Source organism: Citrobacter sp. B72 (assembly GCF_016894305.1).
Classification (GTDB): domain Bacteria; phylum Pseudomonadota; class Gammaproteobacteria; order Enterobacterales; family Enterobacteriaceae; genus Citrobacter; species Citrobacter portucalensis.
The window spans coordinates 3382012-3399623 of sequence record NZ_CP069801.1; the positions used below are offsets into that span (position 1 = coordinate 3382012).

Here is a 17612-nt window from a genome sequence, read left to right on the forward strand (position 1 = left end):
GCAGGCACCCGGCCTGCCGCTGTTGGCATTAGAAGATGGTGAACGGAGCAATAACGATGAACTTCACGTCGCGCTCATCCTGGAACATGTTGCCGTAGCCACCGCCCCAGCTCGGAATGTCTGAATGGTTGTCGTATTGAGTGAAGTGCAGCTTAAACATGGTGCCCTTCGCACGACCTTCCTGCAGGGTGTAGACCGCATCCAGGCTGTAAGAAGATTCTTCGATAGTCCGGTTTTTGTCGTAGTACGCATCCGGGTTGAGCTGCCAGGTTGATGGCTTAGCATCCCATGCGTAAACGTAGGACGCGCCTACCGCCCAGCCCGGCAGATTCCAGTTCTTCAGGTCATACATTGCGCCGAAGAAGACTGCCTTTTCACCGTTGGCGTTGAAGTCAGAACGGTTATCCCACCAGACATCCAGACGACCGTTTGAAGAGGCGTAGGTTGGGGTCATACGCTGCAGGAAGTAACCCTGCTGGCCGTCCGCTTTAACCCAGGTCCCTTCCAGACGAAGGTCAACGACTTCTGCCACTTTGTAGCCAAAGGTCAACGCCTGCAACCAGGCAGTGCCATCATAAATATCGTTCACGGTACGATCATCAACCTTGTCGCGTGCACCGTAGAACTGGTAGCTGGTGGTAAATGGGTTACCGCCTAAATCGAATTTGTAGCTGGCTTTTGCGAAGTACTGATCGACATAACCTTCAGACTGACCAAATGCCGCTTCCAGCAACAGGTTATTTTTGAAGTCATATTTCGCGCCAATTGAGTGCAGGTAATCAACGCTGGTCTTTTTATCAGCCTGATAGAATTTATCGACTTCGGTGTGCCACGGTGCTTTATATTCGTTAGCCCACATATAGGAGACACTCAGTGCGCCAGCATCACCGTAATCGAAGTTGGCACCGGCTTCAGCACCCTGATAGGTACCTGGCATAAAACTCCAGTGCGGTGCCAGCAGAGTCTGCCCGGTTGGTTGAATGTAACCGGCGCGCGCCCAGGTTGGGCCGTATTTAAATTTGGCTGCTGCTTTATAAAGGCTAATCCCGCTCTTATCGCCGGAGTAATCCTCGTCATAGCCTTTATTTTTGGAAGAAAATGCGATTTCGTTTGGATGGCCGCTTTCGCTACTTTCATTCATTTCAATAGCGGTAAATGCTGCGATATCAATACCAAACATATCGGCCGCATAACCGGACTGGAAGTCGAGGTTAGCGTTCCAGGTGGAGTGAGAAAGGTTGGTTTTATATTTGTCATGATCGGTCACATCTTTACGGTCACGCTCACGCTGCCAGTAATAGATGCCACCTGTTAAGGTTGAGTCATCAATAAATCCTTCGGCGTGTACCTGCGGAGCGACAACAAAACCCGACATTGCTGTGATACCGGCGATAGCCAGCGCCAGCGTACTACGTTTGCCACTAAACGTACGCATATGTTAATCCTCTTTGACATATAAAATGCTGCCGACAAAAGCGGACAGCGAAAAAACAAAAAATAAAAAAGTAGCGCTAAGAAAACCTCAGTGACTACAATGAATAGACTATTTTTCGCGACGCGAATTATCAATCTCTTTCTGTAACGAGTATGTAATAGTATGAGCAACCGCACATATTTGATTGCTTTCTGTTACATTTTCATCGGAAGATAAAAAAGCGTTGAAAAAATTAAAAAATCGCTTGTTTTCCATGGAGATGAAATCGGTTTCAGCCCATTTCATATTGAGGTAAGTTATTTAAACGTAAAAACATTCGCCCAGCCCATTATTACGGACATGTAATTAATTCGCTCCGCAAACGGAGCCTGGAACACGTTTTTTTTGCGAAAAAAAACGCCGCATGAAGCGGCGTTTAGAGAGGATGTGTTGCGGCTTATTCGCCCGCTTTAGCCCACGTGTCACGTAGACCAACGGTACGGTTAAACACCAGCTTGTCAGCCGTTGCATAACGACTGTCCAGGCAGAAGTAACCTTCACGCTCAAACTGGAACGCTTTACCTGCAACCGCTGCCTTCAGCGACGGCTCACCGTAACCCTGCTTAATGACCAGCGATTCCGGGTTAATAACGGACAGGAAGTCTTCCGCCGCGCCTGGATTTGGCACGCTAAACAGACGATCGTACAAGCGGATTTCAATCGGCAGCGCATGGGACGCGCTCACCCAGTGAATAACGCCTTTGACTTTACGACCATCGGCCGGGTCTTTGCTCAGGGTGTCGGCATCGTAGGTGCAGAAAATGGTGGTGATATTCCCTTCCGCATCTTTCTCAACACGTTCGGCCTTGATCACATAAGCATTACGCAGACGTACTTCTTTGCCCATCACCAGACGCTTGTACTGCTTGTTCGCTTCTTCACGGAAGTCTGCGCGATCGATCCAAATTTCACCGCTAAATGGCACTTCGCGGCTGCCCATTTCCGGTTTGTTCGGATGGTTAGGCATGGTGACCAATTCGCTTTCGCCCTGCGGATAGTTTTCGATAACCAGTTTAACCGGATCGATAACCGCCATCGCGCGAGGGGCGTTTTCGTTCAGATCTTCGCGGATACAGGATTCCAGAGAAGCGATCTCAATGGTGTTGTCTTGCTTGGTCACGCCAATGCGTTTACAGAACTCACGGATCGCGGCAGCAGTGTAACCGCGACGACGCAGGCCAGAAATCGTCGGCATACGCGGATCGTCCCAGCCTTCAACGTGCTTGTCGGTCACCAGCAGATTCAGCTTACGCTTGGACATCACGGTATATTCCAGATTCAGGCGCGAGAATTCGTACTGACGCGGATGAACCGGAATGGTGATGTTGTCCAGCACCCAGTCGTACAGACGACGGTTATCCTGGAACTCCAGCGTACACAGGGAATGCGTAATGCCTTCCAGCGCATCGCTGATGCAGTGGGTAAAGTCGTACATCGGGTAGATGCACCACTTGTTGCCGGTCTGGTGGTGTTCGGCGAACTTAATACGGTACAGCACCGGATCGCGCATCACGATAAACGGCGACGCCATGTCGATTTTCGCACGCAGGCAGGCTTTACCTTCTTCAAAACCACCGGCACGCATTTTTTCGAACAGCGCCAGGTTCTCTTCGACGCTACGATCGCGGTACGGGCTATTTTTGCCAGGCTGAGTCAGCGTGCCGCGGTATTCACGGATTTCATCCGCTGACAGTTCGTCAACGTACGCCAGGCCTTTATTAATAAGCTCTACCGCATAGGCGTGAAGCTGATCGAAGTAATCCGAAGAGTAGCGAATGTCGCCAGTCCAGTGGAAACCTAACCATTCAACGTCGTTTTTAATCGACTCAACGTACTCGATATCTTCTTTAACCGGGTTCGTATCATCAAAACGCAGGTTGCACTGGCCCTGGTAATCTTGCGCAATGCCAAAGTTCAGACAAATGGATTTCGCGTGGCCAATGTGCAGATAGCCATTTGGCTCCGGCGGAAAACGGGTATGGATAGTGGTGTGCTTACCACTGGCCAGATCTTCATCGATGATCTGACGAATAAAGTTACTCGGGCGGGCTTCAGCCTCACTCATCGTGGATTCCTCAAAGCGTAAACAACGTATAACGGAGTATGATCTTATAAGCGACGTCAGGAGACAACTATTAGTTGCACAAAAAAGGTGTTTCAACAGGATATATGAGGGCATTTGCTGCAAAAAAAAGCGGCGGAGGAATATCCCCCGCCGCTTAAGGCACTTAACTCACTTTACTCAGGAGCAGTTATTTACCTTTAATTTCATACAGTGGTGTTTGACCGGCAACCACATGACCTTCGGCTTTAATAACCAGAGCGCCGAAATCATCGCTGTTGCTGCACACAACCGGGCTTATCATGGAACGTGCGTTAGCGTTCAGGAACTCCAGATCCATTTCCAGAATCGGTTGGCCTGCAGTAACTTCCGCACCTTCTTCAACCAGACGCTTAAAGCCTTTGCCTTCCAGCGCTACGGTATCGATGCCCATATGGACCACGATTTCCGCGCCTTTAACAGTTTCCAGGCAGAACGCATGGTTAGTGTTGAAGATTTTCACGATGGTGCCCGCAGCCGGAGCAACCACGATTTTATCCGTTGGTTTCACTGCCACGCCGTCGCCTACTGCTTTGCTGGCGAAGGCTTCATCAGGAACCTGCTCCAGAGCAACTACGTCACCAGTAATCGGAGAAACCAGCGCTTCAACGGTGACTGCATTCGCTACAGCCTGCGGTTTTGCTACTGGGGCCGCTGCTGCTGGCGCACTTTCACCAGATGCTGCTGCCACCGGGCCACGCGCGACAACTTTCTTCATTTCGTCGCCGATGGATTCGGCTTTCGCCCCCACGATGACCTGGATAGTTTGCTTGTTCAGCTTAACTACCCCAGATGCGCCTAAACGCTTACACATCGCATCGTTAACGCGACCGGAGTCGGCAACGGTCAGACGCAGACGAGTGATACAGGCATCAATCGCTTTCAGGTTATCAGTACCACCAACCGCTGCAATGTAGTTGGTTGCAAGTTGAGCCAAACCTTCTTCAGTGTTGCTGTTGGCTTCTTCAGTAACGATATCGTCTTCTTTATCTTCGCGGCCCGGCGTTTTCAGGTTAAACATACGAATAACCGCGCTGAACAGCACAAAGTAGATAACGAAGAACACCAGCCCCATCACTACCAGCATCCAGACGTTCTGGCTTGCTGCCGGCAGGTTGTACATCAACACGTAGTCGATAGCACCTGCGGAGAAGGAGAAGCCTGCGTGGATCCCCAGCAGTGTTGCAACGAACAGGCTGATACCCGTTAACAGTGCGTGCAGGAGATACAGCAGTGGAGCCAGGAACATGAACAGGAATTCCAGCGGCTCGGTAACACCGGTCAGGAACGCGGTGATCGCAACGGACAGCAGCATACCGCCAACCATCGGACGACGTGCTTTCGGAGCCGCGAAGTACATTGCCAGCGCCGCACCCGGCAGACCAAACATCATGATTGGGAAGAAGCCAGACATGAACATACCCGCAGTGCCGTCACCCGCGTAGAAGCGGTTGATGTCACCGTGGAATACGGTACCTGCAGCGTTAGTAAATTCGCCAATCTGGAACCAGGCGATGGTGTTCAGCACCTGATGCAGACCGGTTGGGATCAGCAGACGGTTGATGAAACCAAAGATACCGGAACCCAGCGCACCAGCGCCCACGATCCACTCACCACCCGCATGGATGGCGTTCTGTACCGGCGGCCATACGTAACCGAAGATAGCAGCCAGCACCAGACAGAAGAAGCCAGTGGCGATCGGCACAAAGCGTTTGCCGCCAAAGAAGCTCAGGAAGTCAGGCAGTTTGATACCAGACCAGCGGTTATACACGGCACCGCCGACCAGACCGGTGATGATACCCGCCAGCACGCCCATATTGATTGCAGGGTTAATGGTAACCATTGCTTTGGTCAATATGAAATAACCGACCGCACCTGCCAGCGCTGCTGCACCTGCGCTGTCTTTTGACCAGCTGGAAGCAACACCGATCGCAAAAATTAACGCGAGGTTATCAAAGATGGCCCCACCCGCTTGCGCGATGAAGGGTACGTTAAGTAAATCTGGTTGGCCGAATCGCAGCAGCAGTGCCGCGACTGGCAGCACAGCGATGGGGAGCTGTAACGCCCTACCCAGCCGCTGGAAAAAACCTAAAATATTCATTTTATTCCCCCTACGAGACCCCGATTAGGCTTCTTTGAAGCCATATTTTTATTGTGCGACCATTCCTGACAGCAAGATTCTGGAACAACGATATTAACCATTCATCTACATTCAGAGTGTGTGAAAAATTAATTCGTATCGCAAATTAAACGCGTGTTTTTTGTGATTCCAGTCACCAAATATCGTTATTAACCCTCCCTTTCACTGGCTAACTACGAAAACTTATTTTATCATTCAAAAAATCGAAACGGATTGATCCTTACCGATGCAAAACCAGGTTACGCTTAATACTGCACAGAGACTCAATCCGCCAACTGCTTACTTTTACTTTTGAGGTGAAGAATGAGACTGATCCCCCTGAATACCGCTGAACAAGTCGGCAAATGGGCTGCTCGCCATATCGTTAACCGTATTAACGCGTTCAAACCAACGGCAGATCGTCCGTTCGTTCTGGGCCTGCCGACTGGCGGTACTCCGCTGACAGCTTATAAAGCATTGGTTGAAATGCACAAAGCGGGCCAGGTGAGCTTCAAGCATGTTGTTACGTTCAACATGGACGAATATGTTGGCCTGCCGAAAGAGCATCCGGAAAGCTACCACAGCTTTATGCACCGCAATTTCTTTGATCACGTTGATATTCCAGCAGAAAACATCAACCTCCTCAATGGTAACGCGCCGGATATTGATGCAGAATGCCGTCAGTATGAAGAAAAAATCCGTTCTTACGGTAAAATCCACCTGTTTATGGGCGGTGTAGGCAACGATGGTCACATCGCGTTCAACGAGCCAGCTTCCTCTTTGGCTTCCCGTACCCGCATCAAAACGCTGACTCACGACACACGTGTTGCTAACTCACGCTTCTTTGACGGCGACGTAAGCCAGGTACCTAAATATGCGCTGACCGTTGGCGTGGGCACCCTGCTGGATGCTGAAGAAGTGATGATCCTGGTTCTGGGCCACCAGAAAGCACAGGCGCTGCAAGCTGCCGTTGAAGGCAACGTTAACCACATGTGGACCATCAGCTGCCTGCAGTTGCATCCAAAAGCCGTTGTGGTCTGCGATGAGCCTTCCACCATGGAACTGAAAGTGAAGACGCTGAAATACTTCAACGAGTTAGAAGCGGAAAATATTAAAGGTCTGTAATTGATGTCTCCGCCCTGTCGATAAGTTGCAGGGCGGCATTTTTTGAAATCGGGGGTCGGAATGTATGCTTTAACCCAGGGCCGGATCTTTACCGGTCACGAAATTCTTGATGACCATGCGATTGTTGTCGCCAATGGCCTGATCGACAGCGTTTGCCCACTGGCTGAATTACCGTCAGGGATTGAACAGCGCTCACTGAATGGGGCCATTGTTTCCCCCGGTTTTATTGATGTACAGCTGAACGGCTGCGGCGGTGTGCAGTTTAACGATACGGCAGAAGCCGTAACCGTTGAAACGCTGGAAATCATGCAGAAAGCCAATGAAAAATCTGGCTGCACCAACTATTTGCCAACGCTTATCACCACCAGCGATGACCTGATGAAACAAGGTGTTCGCGTGATGCGTGAATACCTGGCGAAACACCCCAATCAGGCATTAGGACTTCATCTTGAAGGCCCGTGGCTGAACCTGGTGAAAAAAGGTACACATAATCCGGGATTTGTCCGTCAGCCGGACGCTGCGTTGGTTGATTTCCTGTGCGATAATGCGGATGTGATCACCAAAGTCACACTGGCACCAGAAATGGTCCCGGTAGAGGTCATCACCAAACTGGTGAATGCGGGTATCGTGGTTTCTGCGGGTCACTCCAATGCAACGGTAAAAGAAGCAAAAATCGGATTCCGTGCAGGTATTACCTTTGCAACGCATCTGTTCAACGCGATGCCGTACATTACCGGCCGCGAACCCGGTCTGGCGGGCGCTATTTTGGATGAAGCCGATATCTACTGCGGTATCATCGCCGATGGCCTGCACGTTGACTACGTTAACATTCGTAATGCTAAGCGCCTGAAAGGCGACAAGCTGTGCCTGGTCACTGACGCGACAGCGCCAGCAGGTGCAAACATTGAACAGTTCATTTTCGCTGGTAAAACAATATACTACCGCAATGGACTGTGTGTTGATGAGAACGGCACGTTGAGCGGTTCATCATTAACCATGATTGAAGGCGTACGCAATCTGGTCGAGCATGCAAATATCGCCCTCGACGAAGTCTTACGCATGGCAACGCTCTACCCTGCTCGCGCCATCGGCGTCGACAAACAACTCGGCAGCATCGCGCCAGGCAAAGTAGCCAACCTGACTGCGTTCACGCACGACTTTAAAATTATCAAGACCATCGTTAATGGCAACGAGGTCGTTACTGAGTAAGAGAAAGAATGACACCAGGCGGACAAGCTCAAATAGGTAATGTTGATCTCGTAAAACAGCTTAACAGCGCGGCGGTTTATCGCCTGATTGACCAGCATGGGCCAATCTCGCGAATTCAAATTGCCGAGCAAAGCCAGCTTGCCCCCGCCAGCGTAACCAAAATTACGCGTCAGTTGATCGAACGCGGGCTGATCAAAGAAGTCGATCAGCAGGCCTCCACCGGGGGCCGCCGCGCTATCTCTATCGTCACAGAAACTCGCAATTTCCACGCCATTGGCGTACGACTGGGTCGCCACGACACAACGCTCACGCTCTATGATATGAGCAGTAAAGTTGTCGCCGAAGAGCATTACCCCCTCCCGGAGCGCACCCAGGAAACGCTGGAATATGCGCTGCTCAACACCATTGCCATCTTTATTGAGAGCTGCCAGCGGAAAATCCGTGAGCTGATCGCAATTTCTGTCATCCTGCCAGGCCTTGTCGATCCTGAAAGCGGCGTCATCCGCTATATGCCACACATTCAGGTCGAAAACTGGGGACTGGTCGAAGCGCTCGAAAAACGCTTCAAAGTCACCTGCTTTGTTGGTCATGATATTCGCAGCCTGGCGCTGGCTGAGCACTATTTCGGGGCAAGCCAGGATTGCGAAGACTCCATTTTGGTGCGAGTGCACCGTGGAACCGGCGCGGGTATCATCTCCAATGGCCGAATTTTCATCGGTCGCAATGGCAACGTCGGCGAGATTGGTCATATTCAGGTAGAGCCGCTGGGTGAGCGCTGTCACTGCGGTAATTTCGGCTGCCTGGAAACCATTGCCGCCAATGCTTCTATTGAACATCGCGTGCAGAACTTACTGAAGCAGGGTTATCCAAGTCGACTCACGCTGGATGATTGCAGCATCAAAGCCATCTGTAAGGCCGCGAATAAAGGCGATAATCTGGCAGCAGAAGTTATTGAGCACGTTGGTCGCCATCTGGGTAAAACTATCGCCATTGCCATCAACCTGTTTAACCCGCAAAAAATCGTCATTGCGGGCGAAATTACCGAGGCGGATAAGGTGCTGCTGCCTGCAATAGAAAGCTGTATCAACACGCAGGCGTTGAAAGCGTTTCGCCATAATTTACCGGTGGTTCGGTCCACGCTGGATCACCGCTCCGCCATTGGCGCCTTTGCGCTGGTGAAGCGCGCAATGCTCAACGGGACATTGCTGCAACGTTTGCTGGAAAGCTAATGCTCTCATATAGTAGTCGATTACTATCAGACTCATAACGAATTCCCTGGGTAGTCCATGGCCATTAAGAATGTAATTTGTGATATCGACGGCGTGCTGATGCACGACAATGTTGCTGTACCGGGTGCGGCAGAATTTTTGACTGGGATCCTGGAAAAAGGTTTGCCGTTAGTCCTGCTGACTAACTACCCTTCGCAAACCGGGCAAGATCTGGCAAACCGCTTCGCCACCGCGGGTGTGAATGTCCCTGATAGCGTCTTTTATACTTCCGCGATGGCTACCGCTGATTTTCTTCGTCGCCAGGAAGGGAAAAAGGCCTACGTGGTGGGTGAAGGCGCGTTAATTCACGAACTGTATAAAGCTGGATTTACCATTACCGACGTGAACCCCGATTTTGTGATTGTTGGCGAGACACGTTCCTATAACTGGGACATGATGCATAAAGCAGCCTATTTTGTCGCCAACGGCGCGCGTTTTATCGCCACTAACCCGGATACCCACGGTCGCGGCTTTTATCCCGCCTGTGGAGCACTCTGTGCCGGTATTGAGAAGATCTCAGGTCGTAAACCGTTTTATGTCGGCAAACCCAGCCCGTGGATTATTCGCGCGGCTCTCAACAAAATGCAGGCGCACTCGGAAGAAACCGTTATCGTTGGTGACAACCTGCGTACCGATATTCTGGCAGGTTTTCAGGCGGGTCTGGAAACTATCCTGGTACTGTCTGGCGTATCCAAGCTTGATGATATTGACAACATGCCGTTCAGACCAAGCTGGATTTACCCGTCCGTTGCTGAAATAGACGTCATTTAATCTCTTTAGCCGGATAACAACATCTGCAAGTTATCCGGCCTGAAAAATACATCCATTCAATAAAATCACCACTTCACTGTTGATTCATCAATAATAGCGTTCATTACATAATCTTTTTTCATCAATCAGCAATGACCATTGCGTTTTTTATTTTCTGACCCGTAATTCGCTTGCGCCCTCTCCAGCTTTGCGGCATTTTCTTTATCAAGCAAACATAAAAAGCATCACGCAACAGGTTAACGGAGAAGGTTATGTGTTCTATTTTTGGCGTATTCGATATTAAAACTGACGCAGTTGAACTGCGTAAAAAAGCCCTGGAACTGTCTCGTCTGATGCGCCACCGCGGCCCGGACTGGTCAGGTATTTACGCCTGTGATAACGCCATTCTGGCGCACGAACGTCTGTCCATCGTCGACGTCAATGCCGGTGCTCAGCCGCTGTACAACGTGAAGAAGACACATATCCTGGCGGTTAACGGTGAAATTTATAACCACCAGACACTGCGTGCTGAATACGGCGATCGCTACCAGTTCCAGACCGGTTCCGACTGCGAAGTTATCCTCGCCCTGTATCAGGAAAAAGGACCCGCGTTCCTCGATGACCTGCAAGGGATGTTCGCTTTTGCCCTGTACGACAGCGAGCAGGACGCCTACCTGATCGGTCGTGATCATATCGGGATCATCCCGCTGTATATGGGTTACGACGAGCACGGTAACTTCTACGTTGCGTCTGAAATGAAAGCGCTGGTTCCCGTCTGCCGCACAATCAAAGAATTCCCGGCCGGTAGCTATTTGTGGAGTAAAGACGGTGAAATTCGTCAGTACTACCAGCGCGACTGGTTTGAATACGATGCAGTCAAAGACAACGTTACTGATAAAAACGAGCTGCGCCAGGCGCTGGAAGATGCGGTGAAAAGCCACCTGATGTCAGATGTTCCTTATGGCGTACTGCTGTCCGGCGGTCTGGATTCTTCCGTAATTTCCGCGATAACTAAAAAATACGCGGCACGCCGTGTTGAAGATCAGGAACGTAGCGAAGCCTGGTGGCCACAGCTACACTCCTTCGCCGTCGGCCTGGAAGGCGCTCCGGATCTGAAAGCTGCGCAAGAGGTGGCGAACCATCTGGGGACCGTGCACCATGAGATCCACTTCACCGTGCAGGAAGGTCTGGATGCGATCCGTGACGTGATTTACCACATCGAAACTTACGATGTCACGACGATTCGCGCCTCGACGCCAATGTACTTAATGTCGCGTAAAATTAAAGCGATGGGCATTAAAATGGTGTTGTCGGGTGAAGGTTCGGACGAAGTGTTTGGCGGCTATCTCTATTTCCACAAAGCGCCAGATGCAAAAGAACTGCACGAAGAAACCGTGCGCAAGCTGCAAGCGCTGCATATGTTCGACTGCGCCCGTGCCAACAAAGCCATGTCGGCCTGGGGTGTAGAAGCCCGCGTGCCCTTCCTGGATAAGAAATTCCTTGATGTGGCGATGCGCATCAACCCACAGGACAAAATGTGCGGCAACGGCAAAATGGAAAAACACGTTCTGCGCGAATGTTTTGAGTCCTACCTGCCGGCAAGCGTCGCATGGCGTCAGAAAGAGCAGTTCTCTGACGGTGTCGGTTACAGCTGGATTGACACTCTGAAAGAGGTGGCTGCAGAACAAGTTTCTGACCAACAACTGGAAACTGCCAGCTTCCGTTTCCCGTACAACACGCCATCGTCTAAAGAAGCGTATTTGTACCGTGAGATTTTCGAAGAGTTGTTCCCGGTAGCAAGCGCTGCCGAATGTGTGCCGGGCGGGCCGTCGGTTGCCTGTTCTTCTGCTAAGGCGATTGAATGGGATGAGGCGTTTAAAACCATGAACGATCCGTCTGGCCGTGCCGTTGGCGTACATCAGTCCGCTTATAAATAAGTTAATCCTTAGATAAGAGCCCTGCGGGGCTCTTTTTTTATGTTTGTTTTCTGTGCAAAAAAACAATTAATAACTAATAATTGCCGAATATTGCGTCATGCTGTTCGCAACCTAACCAAACAGTCACATTCCAGCTATTTTCAATGAAAAAGGGGTTGACGCTTCAAGGCTCAATACGCATAATGCGCCCCGCAACGCCGATAAGGTTACGCGAAAAAAAGATGGCTACGTAGCTCAGCTGGTTAGAGCACATCACTCATAATGATGGGGTCACAGGTTCGAATCCCGTCGTAGCCACCATCTTTTTTGCGGGAGTGGCGAAATTGGTAGACGCACCAGATTTAGGTTCTGGCGCCGCAAGGTGTGCGAGTTCAAGTCTCGCCTCCCGCACCATTCACCCGTAAGCGTTGCACGGATGGGGTATCGCCAAGCGGTAAGGCACCGGTTTTTGATACCGGCATTCCCTGGTTCGAATCCAGGTACCCCAGCCATTTTTTCTTCGATATAGCGGTTCACCGCAACGGTCATTGGGGTATCGCCAAGCGGTAAGGCACCGGTTTTTGATACCGGCATTCCCTGGTTCGAATCCAGGTACCCCAGCCATCGAAGAAAATGTTAGTATTTGGCTACGTAGCTCAGCTGGTTAGAGCACATCACTCATAATGATGGGGTCACAGGTTCGAATCCCGTCGTAGCCACCATATTAAGGACATATCGACTCGTTCGGTAAATCCAAAAAATTGTTGGGGTATCGCCAAGCGGTAAGGCTCTGGTTTCTGATACCAGCATTCCGAGGTTCGAATCCTCGTACCCCAGCCAATTTCAAAAAGTCGTCCACTCTGTGGGTGCACCCGTTGGGGTATCGCCAAGCGGTAAGGCTCTGGTTTCTGATACCAGCATTCCGAGGTTCGAATCCTCGTACCCCAGCCATATTAAAAAAGCTCGCCTCGGCGAGCTTTTTGCTTTTCTGCATTTATCGCCTGATGGCGCTCCGCTTATCAGGCCTACGTATTTTCCCCGTAGGCCTGCCTGAATTACAACCCTAACGCATACTTCAGTGCCTGACGTTTCAGTACGCCAGCGCGCTCTGCGGCCATGAGCCCGAGATTACGCATGATGCGCAGCGGCTGCAGGTTATTGCTGAATCCGGCATAGAACAGATCCATACCGCTTTGCATGATGAAATTGTCAGTCATACGGCGATTCTGATAGCGCTTGAGCACCGGCTGACTGGCCCAGGATTCACCGTAGCTGCGCGCGTTCACCAGCACATCAATCAACGCATCGACATCACGAAAGCCCAGATTAACGCCCTGCCCCGCCAGCGGATGAATGGTATGCGCGGCATCACCTACCAGCGCCAGCCCCGGTTGCACATATTGCAGCGCATGACGACGCGTAAGCGGGAACGCCCCCGCAGCCACTGGCATCACCTTACCGAGTCGCGATGGAAAATGTTTAGCAATCTCCGTCTGCAATTGCGGCATATTCAGCGCTTGCAATTGGCGGATGCGAGCCGGTGAGTCGTACCACACCAACGAGGCCCAGTTATCAAACAGCGGTAAAAACGCGCGCGGGCCGTCAGGCGTAAATTGCTGCCAGGTGCTGTCTCCCGGTGAATTTTCGCATTGCACGGTTATCAACATACAGGACTGCGCGTACTGCCAGGCATGGATACCAATCCCGGCCATTTTTCGCACCTGAGAGTTGGCACCATCGGCGCCGATGACCAGCTTCGCGCTAATAGTTTCGCCACCTGCCAGCTCAAGCTCATGTCGATCGTTATGTTGATGCAAAGAAATCAGGGACGCCGGTACGCGCAGCGTGACTTTAGGGTGAGCTTGCAGCGCCTGCCAGAGCGCCTGTTGCAGGACCGTGTTTTCCACCATATAGCCCAACAGAGGCAGCTTAAGCTCGGCGGCATCAAACATCACATGGGCATTTTCCCACTCCCACGTTTCCAGTCGACGATAAGGATGGCTGCGCATCCCCTGCACCGTATCCCAGACGCCCAGCCCTTTTAGCAACGACACCGACGCGGAACTAATGGCAGAAATTCTGACATCAGGCTGTCCGTCAGCCACAAACGGCGCGGGAACGGCATGCTCGATGACCGTTACCGTAAATCCATGCTGCGCCAGTCCAAGCGCCAGCGCGCCGCCGACCATCCCCCCGCCGACAATGGCAATTTCCGTTGGTTGATTTGTCATGGTCAATTATCCAGTTACATGTATTGTGTAAGTTTACAGGATTTTTTACCCCTTGAGGCTGACATCCGTCATACTGGTCACAACCGCGCCAAAGCAGTACACTATGCGCCCTGCATTTCAGCCACAATTTCGCAAGAGCAAGTCGATGACCAAAAAACTCCATATTAAAACCTGGGGCTGTCAGATGAACGAATACGATTCATCGAAGATGGCCGATCTGCTGGATGCCACTCATGGGTATCAACTGACTGACGTGGCGGAAGAAGCGGATGTGCTGCTGCTGAATACCTGCTCAATCCGTGAGAAGGCTCAGGAAAAAGTGTTCCATCAACTGGGCCGCTGGAAACTGTTAAAAGAGAAAAACCCCAAGCTCATCATTGGGGTCGGTGGCTGTGTTGCGTCTCAGGAAGGCGATCATATTCGCCAGCGCGCGCATTACGTCGATATTATTTTTGGGCCGCAAACGCTGCACCGCCTGCCGGAAATGATCAACAAAGTGCGTGGAAGCACGACCCGTAGCCCGGTGGTTGATATCAGTTTCCCGGAGATCGAAAAGTTCGACCGCCTGCCGGAACCGCGTGCTGAAGGTCCAAGCGCGTTTGTGTCCATCATGGAAGGTTGTAATAAATATTGTACTTACTGCGTGGTGCCCTACACCCGCGGTGAGGAAGTCAGCCGTCCGGCGGATGATATTCTGTTTGAAATCGCCCAGCTTGCAGCCCAAGGCGTGCGTGAAGTGAACCTGCTGGGGCAAAACGTGAACGCATGGCGTGGTGAGAACTACGACGGCACGATCGGATCTTTTGCCGATCTGTTACGTCTGGTCGCTGCGATCGACGGTATTGATCGTATCCGCTTCACCACCAGCCATCCGATCGAATTCACCGATGATATCGTTGAAGTTTATCGCGATACGCCAGAGTTGGTGAGCTTCCTGCATCTGCCGGTACAGAGCGGTTCAGACCGCGTACTGAACCTGATGGGGCGCACCCATACCGCGCTGGAATACAAAGCAATCATCCGCAAACTGCGCGCTGCGCGTCCGGATATCCAGATTAGCTCCGACTTCATCGTTGGCTTCCCGGGTGAAACCACGCAGGATTTCGAGCAGACCATGAAGCTGATTGCTGACGTCAATTTTGACATGAGCTACAGCTTTATTTTCTCTGCGCGTCCTGGCACCCCTGCCGCCGATATGGTTGACGACGTACCGGAAGAAGAGAAGAAACAGCGTCTGTACATTCTACAGGAGCGTATCAACCAGCAAGCTATGGCCTGGAGCCGCCGTATGGTCGGCACGACCCAGCGCATTCTGGTTGAAGGCACATCGCGTAAGAGCATCATGGAACTGTCAGGCCGTACCGAAAATAACCGTGTGGTGAACTTTGAAGGCAACCCGGATATGGTCGGTAAGTTCGTAGACGTAGAAATTACCGATGTCTGGACTAACTCCCTGCGCGGTAAAGTGGTGCGTACCGAGGACGAAATGGGTCTGCGTATCGCAGAATCCCCTGAATCGGTCATTGCGCGTACCCGCAAAGAAAACGATCTGGGCGTCGGTATTTATCAGCCTTAATCCTGCTGAAAAACGTAAAAAAGGCCCGATACCGCTACACTTATCGGGCCTACAATCCTGGGCTCGCTGTCCCGGCGGGTCTTGTAATCTGCCCTATCATCCCCATATTTGCTGCAATGCTTGCGCCTTTCCCCCATGGCGTGAATAATTTCCTTAGATGCCGGTAAATGTTCAGCGTCCGGCGAGACATGCATAAGAGGAACAGTTTGAACATAGACACTCGCGAAATCACCCTTGAACCCGCAGACAACGCCCGCCTGTTGAGCCTTTGCGGCCCATTTGATGACAACATCAAACAGCTGGAACGTCGCCTCGGCATCGAAATTAACCGCCGTGATAACCACTTTAAACTGACCGGTCGTCCAATTTGCGTCACCGCTGCGGCAGATATTTTACGTAGCCTGTACGTCGATACCGCCCCAATGCGCGGTCAGACGCAGGACATCGAGCCTGAACAAATTCATCTGGCGATCAAAGAAGCGCGTGTGCTTGAACAAAGCGCAGACAGCGTGCCTGAATTTGGCAAAGCGGTGAACATCAAAACCAAGCGTGGAGTAATTAAGCCGCGCACGCCGAACCAGGCACAGTACATTGCGAATATCCTCGACCACGACATCACATTTGGCGTTGGCCCTGCGGGTACGGGTAAAACGTATCTCGCGGTTGCCGCTGCGGTTGATGCGCTTGAGCGTCAGGAGATCCGTCGCATTCTGCTGACCCGTCCGGCAGTGGAAGCGGGCGAAAAACTGGGATTCCTGCCAGGAGATCTCAGCCAGAAAGTCGATCCGTATTTACGACCGCTGTATGACGCGCTTTTCGAAATGCTCGGCTTTGAAAAGGTTGAAAAGCTGATTGAGCGTAACGTCATTGAAGTTGCGCCCCTGGCCTACATGCGCGGTCGTACGTTGAACGATGCGTTCATCATTCTTGATGAAAGCCAGAACACCACCATCGAACAGATGAAAATGTTCCTGACCCGTATCGGCTTTAACTCCAAAGCGGTCATCACTGGCGATATCACCCAGATTGACCTGCCGCGTAGCACCAAATCCGGACTGCGTCATGCCATTGAAGTGCTGGCTGAAGTCGACGAAATTAGTTTTAATTTCTTCCATAGCGAAGACGTGGTGCGCCACCCGGTGGTTGCCCGTATCGTCACGGCGTATGAAGCCTGGGAAGAAGCAGAACAGAAACGCAAAGCCGAGCAGGCTGCAGAACGCAAGCGCGAAGCTCAGGAGCAGGAACAAAAATGAGTCAGGTTATCCTCGATTTACAGCTGGCATGTGAAGACGAATCCGGTTTGCCAACAGAAAGTCAGTTTCAGGGCTGGCTGGATGCGGTGATCCCGCAGTTTCAGGAAGAGTCTGAAGTGACGATTCGTCTGGTCGATGACGCGGAAAGCCACGACCTGAACCTGACCTATCGCGGGAAAGACAAATCCACCAACGTGCTCTCTTTCCCGTTTGAGGCTCCGCCGGGCATTGAGATGCCGCTGCTGGGCGATTTGATCATCTGCCGTCAGGTGGTTGAGAAAGAAGCGCAGGAGCAAGGCAAACCGCTTGAGGCCCACTGGGCGCACATGGTGGTGCACGGTAGCCTGCATTTACTCGGCTACGACCATATTGAAGACGATGAAGCGGAAGAGATGGAATCCCTCGAAACAGAGATTATGCTTGCTCTGGGCTATGAGGATCCGTACATTGCCGAGAAGATTGCAGAATAGTAGCTTGCCGGATGGCGGCGCTTGCGCCTAATCCGGCCTACATTCATGCCTTTCGTAGGCCTGATAAGCGTAGCGCCATCAGGCAAAACATGCCGTCAACAGCTGAGTAAACGCATGACG

At 51.6% G+C, this 17612-nt stretch carries 12 protein-coding genes and 7 tRNA genes; 15 read left to right on the forward strand and 4 right to left on the reverse strand.

Annotation, left to right across the window (positions count from 1 at the left end):
• Positions 1 to 28: 28 nt before the first annotated feature.
• From chiP to nagE, 3 genes are all read right to left on the reverse strand, one after another.
• Positions 29 to 1435 (reverse strand): chitoporin ChiP, encoded by a 1407-nt coding sequence (chiP, locus tag JQN59_RS16210; RefSeq protein WP_103015089.1) that lies wholly within the window; start codon positions 1433 to 1435, stop codon positions 29 to 31.
• 436 nt (positions 1436 to 1871) lie between these two features.
• On the reverse strand, positions 1872 to 3539 hold the full coding sequence (glnS, locus tag JQN59_RS16215; RefSeq protein ID WP_048226099.1) for a glutamine--tRNA ligase: 1668 nt from the start codon (positions 3537 to 3539) through the stop codon (positions 1872 to 1874).
• A gap of 187 nt (positions 3540 to 3726) precedes the next feature.
• Positions 3727 to 5676: a PTS N-acetyl glucosamine transporter subunit IIABC gene (nagE, locus tag JQN59_RS16220; protein WP_003831342.1), complete on the reverse strand. Its 1950-nt coding sequence runs from the start codon at positions 5674 to 5676 to the stop codon at positions 3727 to 3729.
• Positions 5677 to 6018: 342 nt separating this feature from the next.
• Between nagE and nagB the strand changes: the two genes are divergently transcribed.
• The 12 genes from nagB (at position 6019) to JQN59_RS16280 (ending at position 12913) form a co-directional block, all read left to right on the forward strand.
• Positions 6019 to 6819 carry a glucosamine-6-phosphate deaminase gene (gene nagB, locus JQN59_RS16225; protein WP_003022803.1) on the forward strand — a complete coding sequence of 267 codons (801 nt, stop codon included), beginning with the start codon at positions 6019 to 6021 and terminating at the stop codon, positions 6817 to 6819.
• A gap of 60 nt (positions 6820 to 6879) precedes the next feature.
• Positions 6880 to 8028: an N-acetylglucosamine-6-phosphate deacetylase gene (gene nagA, locus JQN59_RS16230; RefSeq protein ID WP_003831339.1), complete on the forward strand. Its 1149-nt coding sequence runs from the start codon at positions 6880 to 6882 to the stop codon at positions 8026 to 8028.
• An 8-nt stretch (positions 8029 to 8036) separates the two neighbouring features.
• A complete protein-coding gene (nagC, locus tag JQN59_RS16235) occupies positions 8037 to 9257 on the forward strand; it encodes a DNA-binding transcriptional regulator NagC (RefSeq protein ID WP_003022796.1) in 1221 nt (406 codons plus the stop codon).
• 57 nt (positions 9258 to 9314) lie between these two features.
• On the forward strand, positions 9315 to 10067 hold the full coding sequence (gene nagD / locus JQN59_RS16240) for a ribonucleotide monophosphatase NagD (protein ID WP_003022792.1): 753 nt from the start codon (positions 9315 to 9317) through the stop codon (positions 10065 to 10067).
• 251 nt (positions 10068 to 10318) lie between these two features.
• Positions 10319 to 11983: an asparagine synthase B gene (gene asnB / locus JQN59_RS16245; protein ID WP_008784099.1), complete on the forward strand. Its 1665-nt coding sequence runs from the start codon at positions 10319 to 10321 to the stop codon at positions 11981 to 11983.
• Positions 11984 to 12206: 223 nt separating this feature from the next.
• Positions 12207 to 12283 (forward strand) — tRNA-Met (locus JQN59_RS16250).
• A gap of 8 nt (positions 12284 to 12291) precedes the next feature.
• Positions 12292 to 12376 (forward strand) — tRNA-Leu (locus tag JQN59_RS16255).
• A gap of 23 nt (positions 12377 to 12399) precedes the next feature.
• Positions 12400 to 12474: transfer RNA gene (locus JQN59_RS16260), tRNA-Gln, on the forward strand.
• A 37-nt stretch (positions 12475 to 12511) separates the two neighbouring features.
• A tRNA-Gln gene (locus tag JQN59_RS16265) sits at positions 12512 to 12586 on the forward strand.
• Positions 12587 to 12607: 21 nt separating this feature from the next.
• Positions 12608 to 12684 (forward strand) — tRNA-Met (locus tag JQN59_RS16270).
• A 43-nt stretch (positions 12685 to 12727) separates the two neighbouring features.
• Positions 12728 to 12802 (forward strand) — tRNA-Gln (locus JQN59_RS16275).
• Between the two features lie 36 nt (positions 12803 to 12838).
• Positions 12839 to 12913, forward strand: a tRNA-Gln gene (locus JQN59_RS16280).
• Between the two features lie 104 nt (positions 12914 to 13017).
• Here JQN59_RS16280 and ubiF read toward each other — a convergent pair.
• On the reverse strand, positions 13018 to 14193 hold the full coding sequence (gene ubiF, locus JQN59_RS16285; RefSeq protein WP_048214686.1) for a 3-demethoxyubiquinol 3-hydroxylase: 1176 nt from the start codon (positions 14191 to 14193) through the stop codon (positions 13018 to 13020).
• A 145-nt stretch (positions 14194 to 14338) separates the two neighbouring features.
• Between ubiF and miaB the strand changes: the two genes are divergently transcribed.
• The 3 genes from miaB to ybeY all read left to right on the forward strand — a co-directional run bounded on the left by miaB (position 14339) and on the right by ybeY (position 17492).
• On the forward strand, positions 14339 to 15769 hold the full coding sequence (gene miaB, locus JQN59_RS16290; RefSeq protein ID WP_003831327.1) for a tRNA (N6-isopentenyl adenosine(37)-C2)-methylthiotransferase MiaB: 1431 nt from the start codon (positions 14339 to 14341) through the stop codon (positions 15767 to 15769).
• A gap of 206 nt (positions 15770 to 15975) precedes the next feature.
• On the forward strand, positions 15976 to 17022 hold the full coding sequence (locus JQN59_RS16295) for a PhoH family protein (RefSeq protein WP_003022776.1): 1047 nt from the start codon (positions 15976 to 15978) through the stop codon (positions 17020 to 17022).
• A complete protein-coding gene (gene ybeY, locus JQN59_RS16300) occupies positions 17019 to 17492 on the forward strand; it encodes an rRNA maturation RNase YbeY (protein ID WP_048214688.1) in 474 nt (157 codons plus the stop codon). Before JQN59_RS16295 ends, ybeY begins: the two co-directional genes overlap by 4 nt.
• Positions 17493 to 17612: the final 120 nt, after the last annotated feature.

What these genes read in the sequence shown, in the direction of transcription:
- nagD (WP_003022792.1), top strand. Translation starts at nt 9,315, where the DNA reads ATGGCCATTAAGAATGTAATTTGTGATATCGACGGCGTGCTGATGCAC.
- chiP (WP_103015089.1), bottom strand. Translation starts at nt 1,435, where the DNA reads ATGCGTACGTTTAGTGGCAAACGTAGTACGCTGGCGCTGGCTATCGCC.
- nagE (WP_003831342.1), bottom strand. Translation starts at nt 5,676, where the DNA reads ATGAATATTTTAGGTTTTTTCCAGCGGCTGGGTAGGGCGTTACAGCTC.
- nagB (WP_003022803.1), top strand. Translation starts at nt 6,019, where the DNA reads ATGAGACTGATCCCCCTGAATACCGCTGAACAAGTCGGCAAATGGGCT.
- nagA (WP_003831339.1), top strand. Translation starts at nt 6,880, where the DNA reads ATGTATGCTTTAACCCAGGGCCGGATCTTTACCGGTCACGAAATTCTT.
- asnB (WP_008784099.1), top strand. Translation starts at nt 10,319, where the DNA reads ATGTGTTCTATTTTTGGCGTATTCGATATTAAAACTGACGCAGTTGAA.
- nagC (WP_003022796.1), top strand. Translation starts at nt 8,037, where the DNA reads ATGACACCAGGCGGACAAGCTCAAATAGGTAATGTTGATCTCGTAAAA.
- ybeY (WP_048214688.1), top strand. Translation starts at nt 17,019, where the DNA reads ATGAGTCAGGTTATCCTCGATTTACAGCTGGCATGTGAAGACGAATCC.
- ubiF (WP_048214686.1), bottom strand. Translation starts at nt 14,193, where the DNA reads ATGACAAATCAACCAACGGAAATTGCCATTGTCGGCGGGGGGATGGTC.
- miaB (WP_003831327.1), top strand. Translation starts at nt 14,339, where the DNA reads ATGACCAAAAAACTCCATATTAAAACCTGGGGCTGTCAGATGAACGAA.
- glnS (WP_048226099.1), bottom strand. Translation starts at nt 3,539, where the DNA reads ATGAGTGAGGCTGAAGCCCGCCCGAGTAACTTTATTCGTCAGATCATC.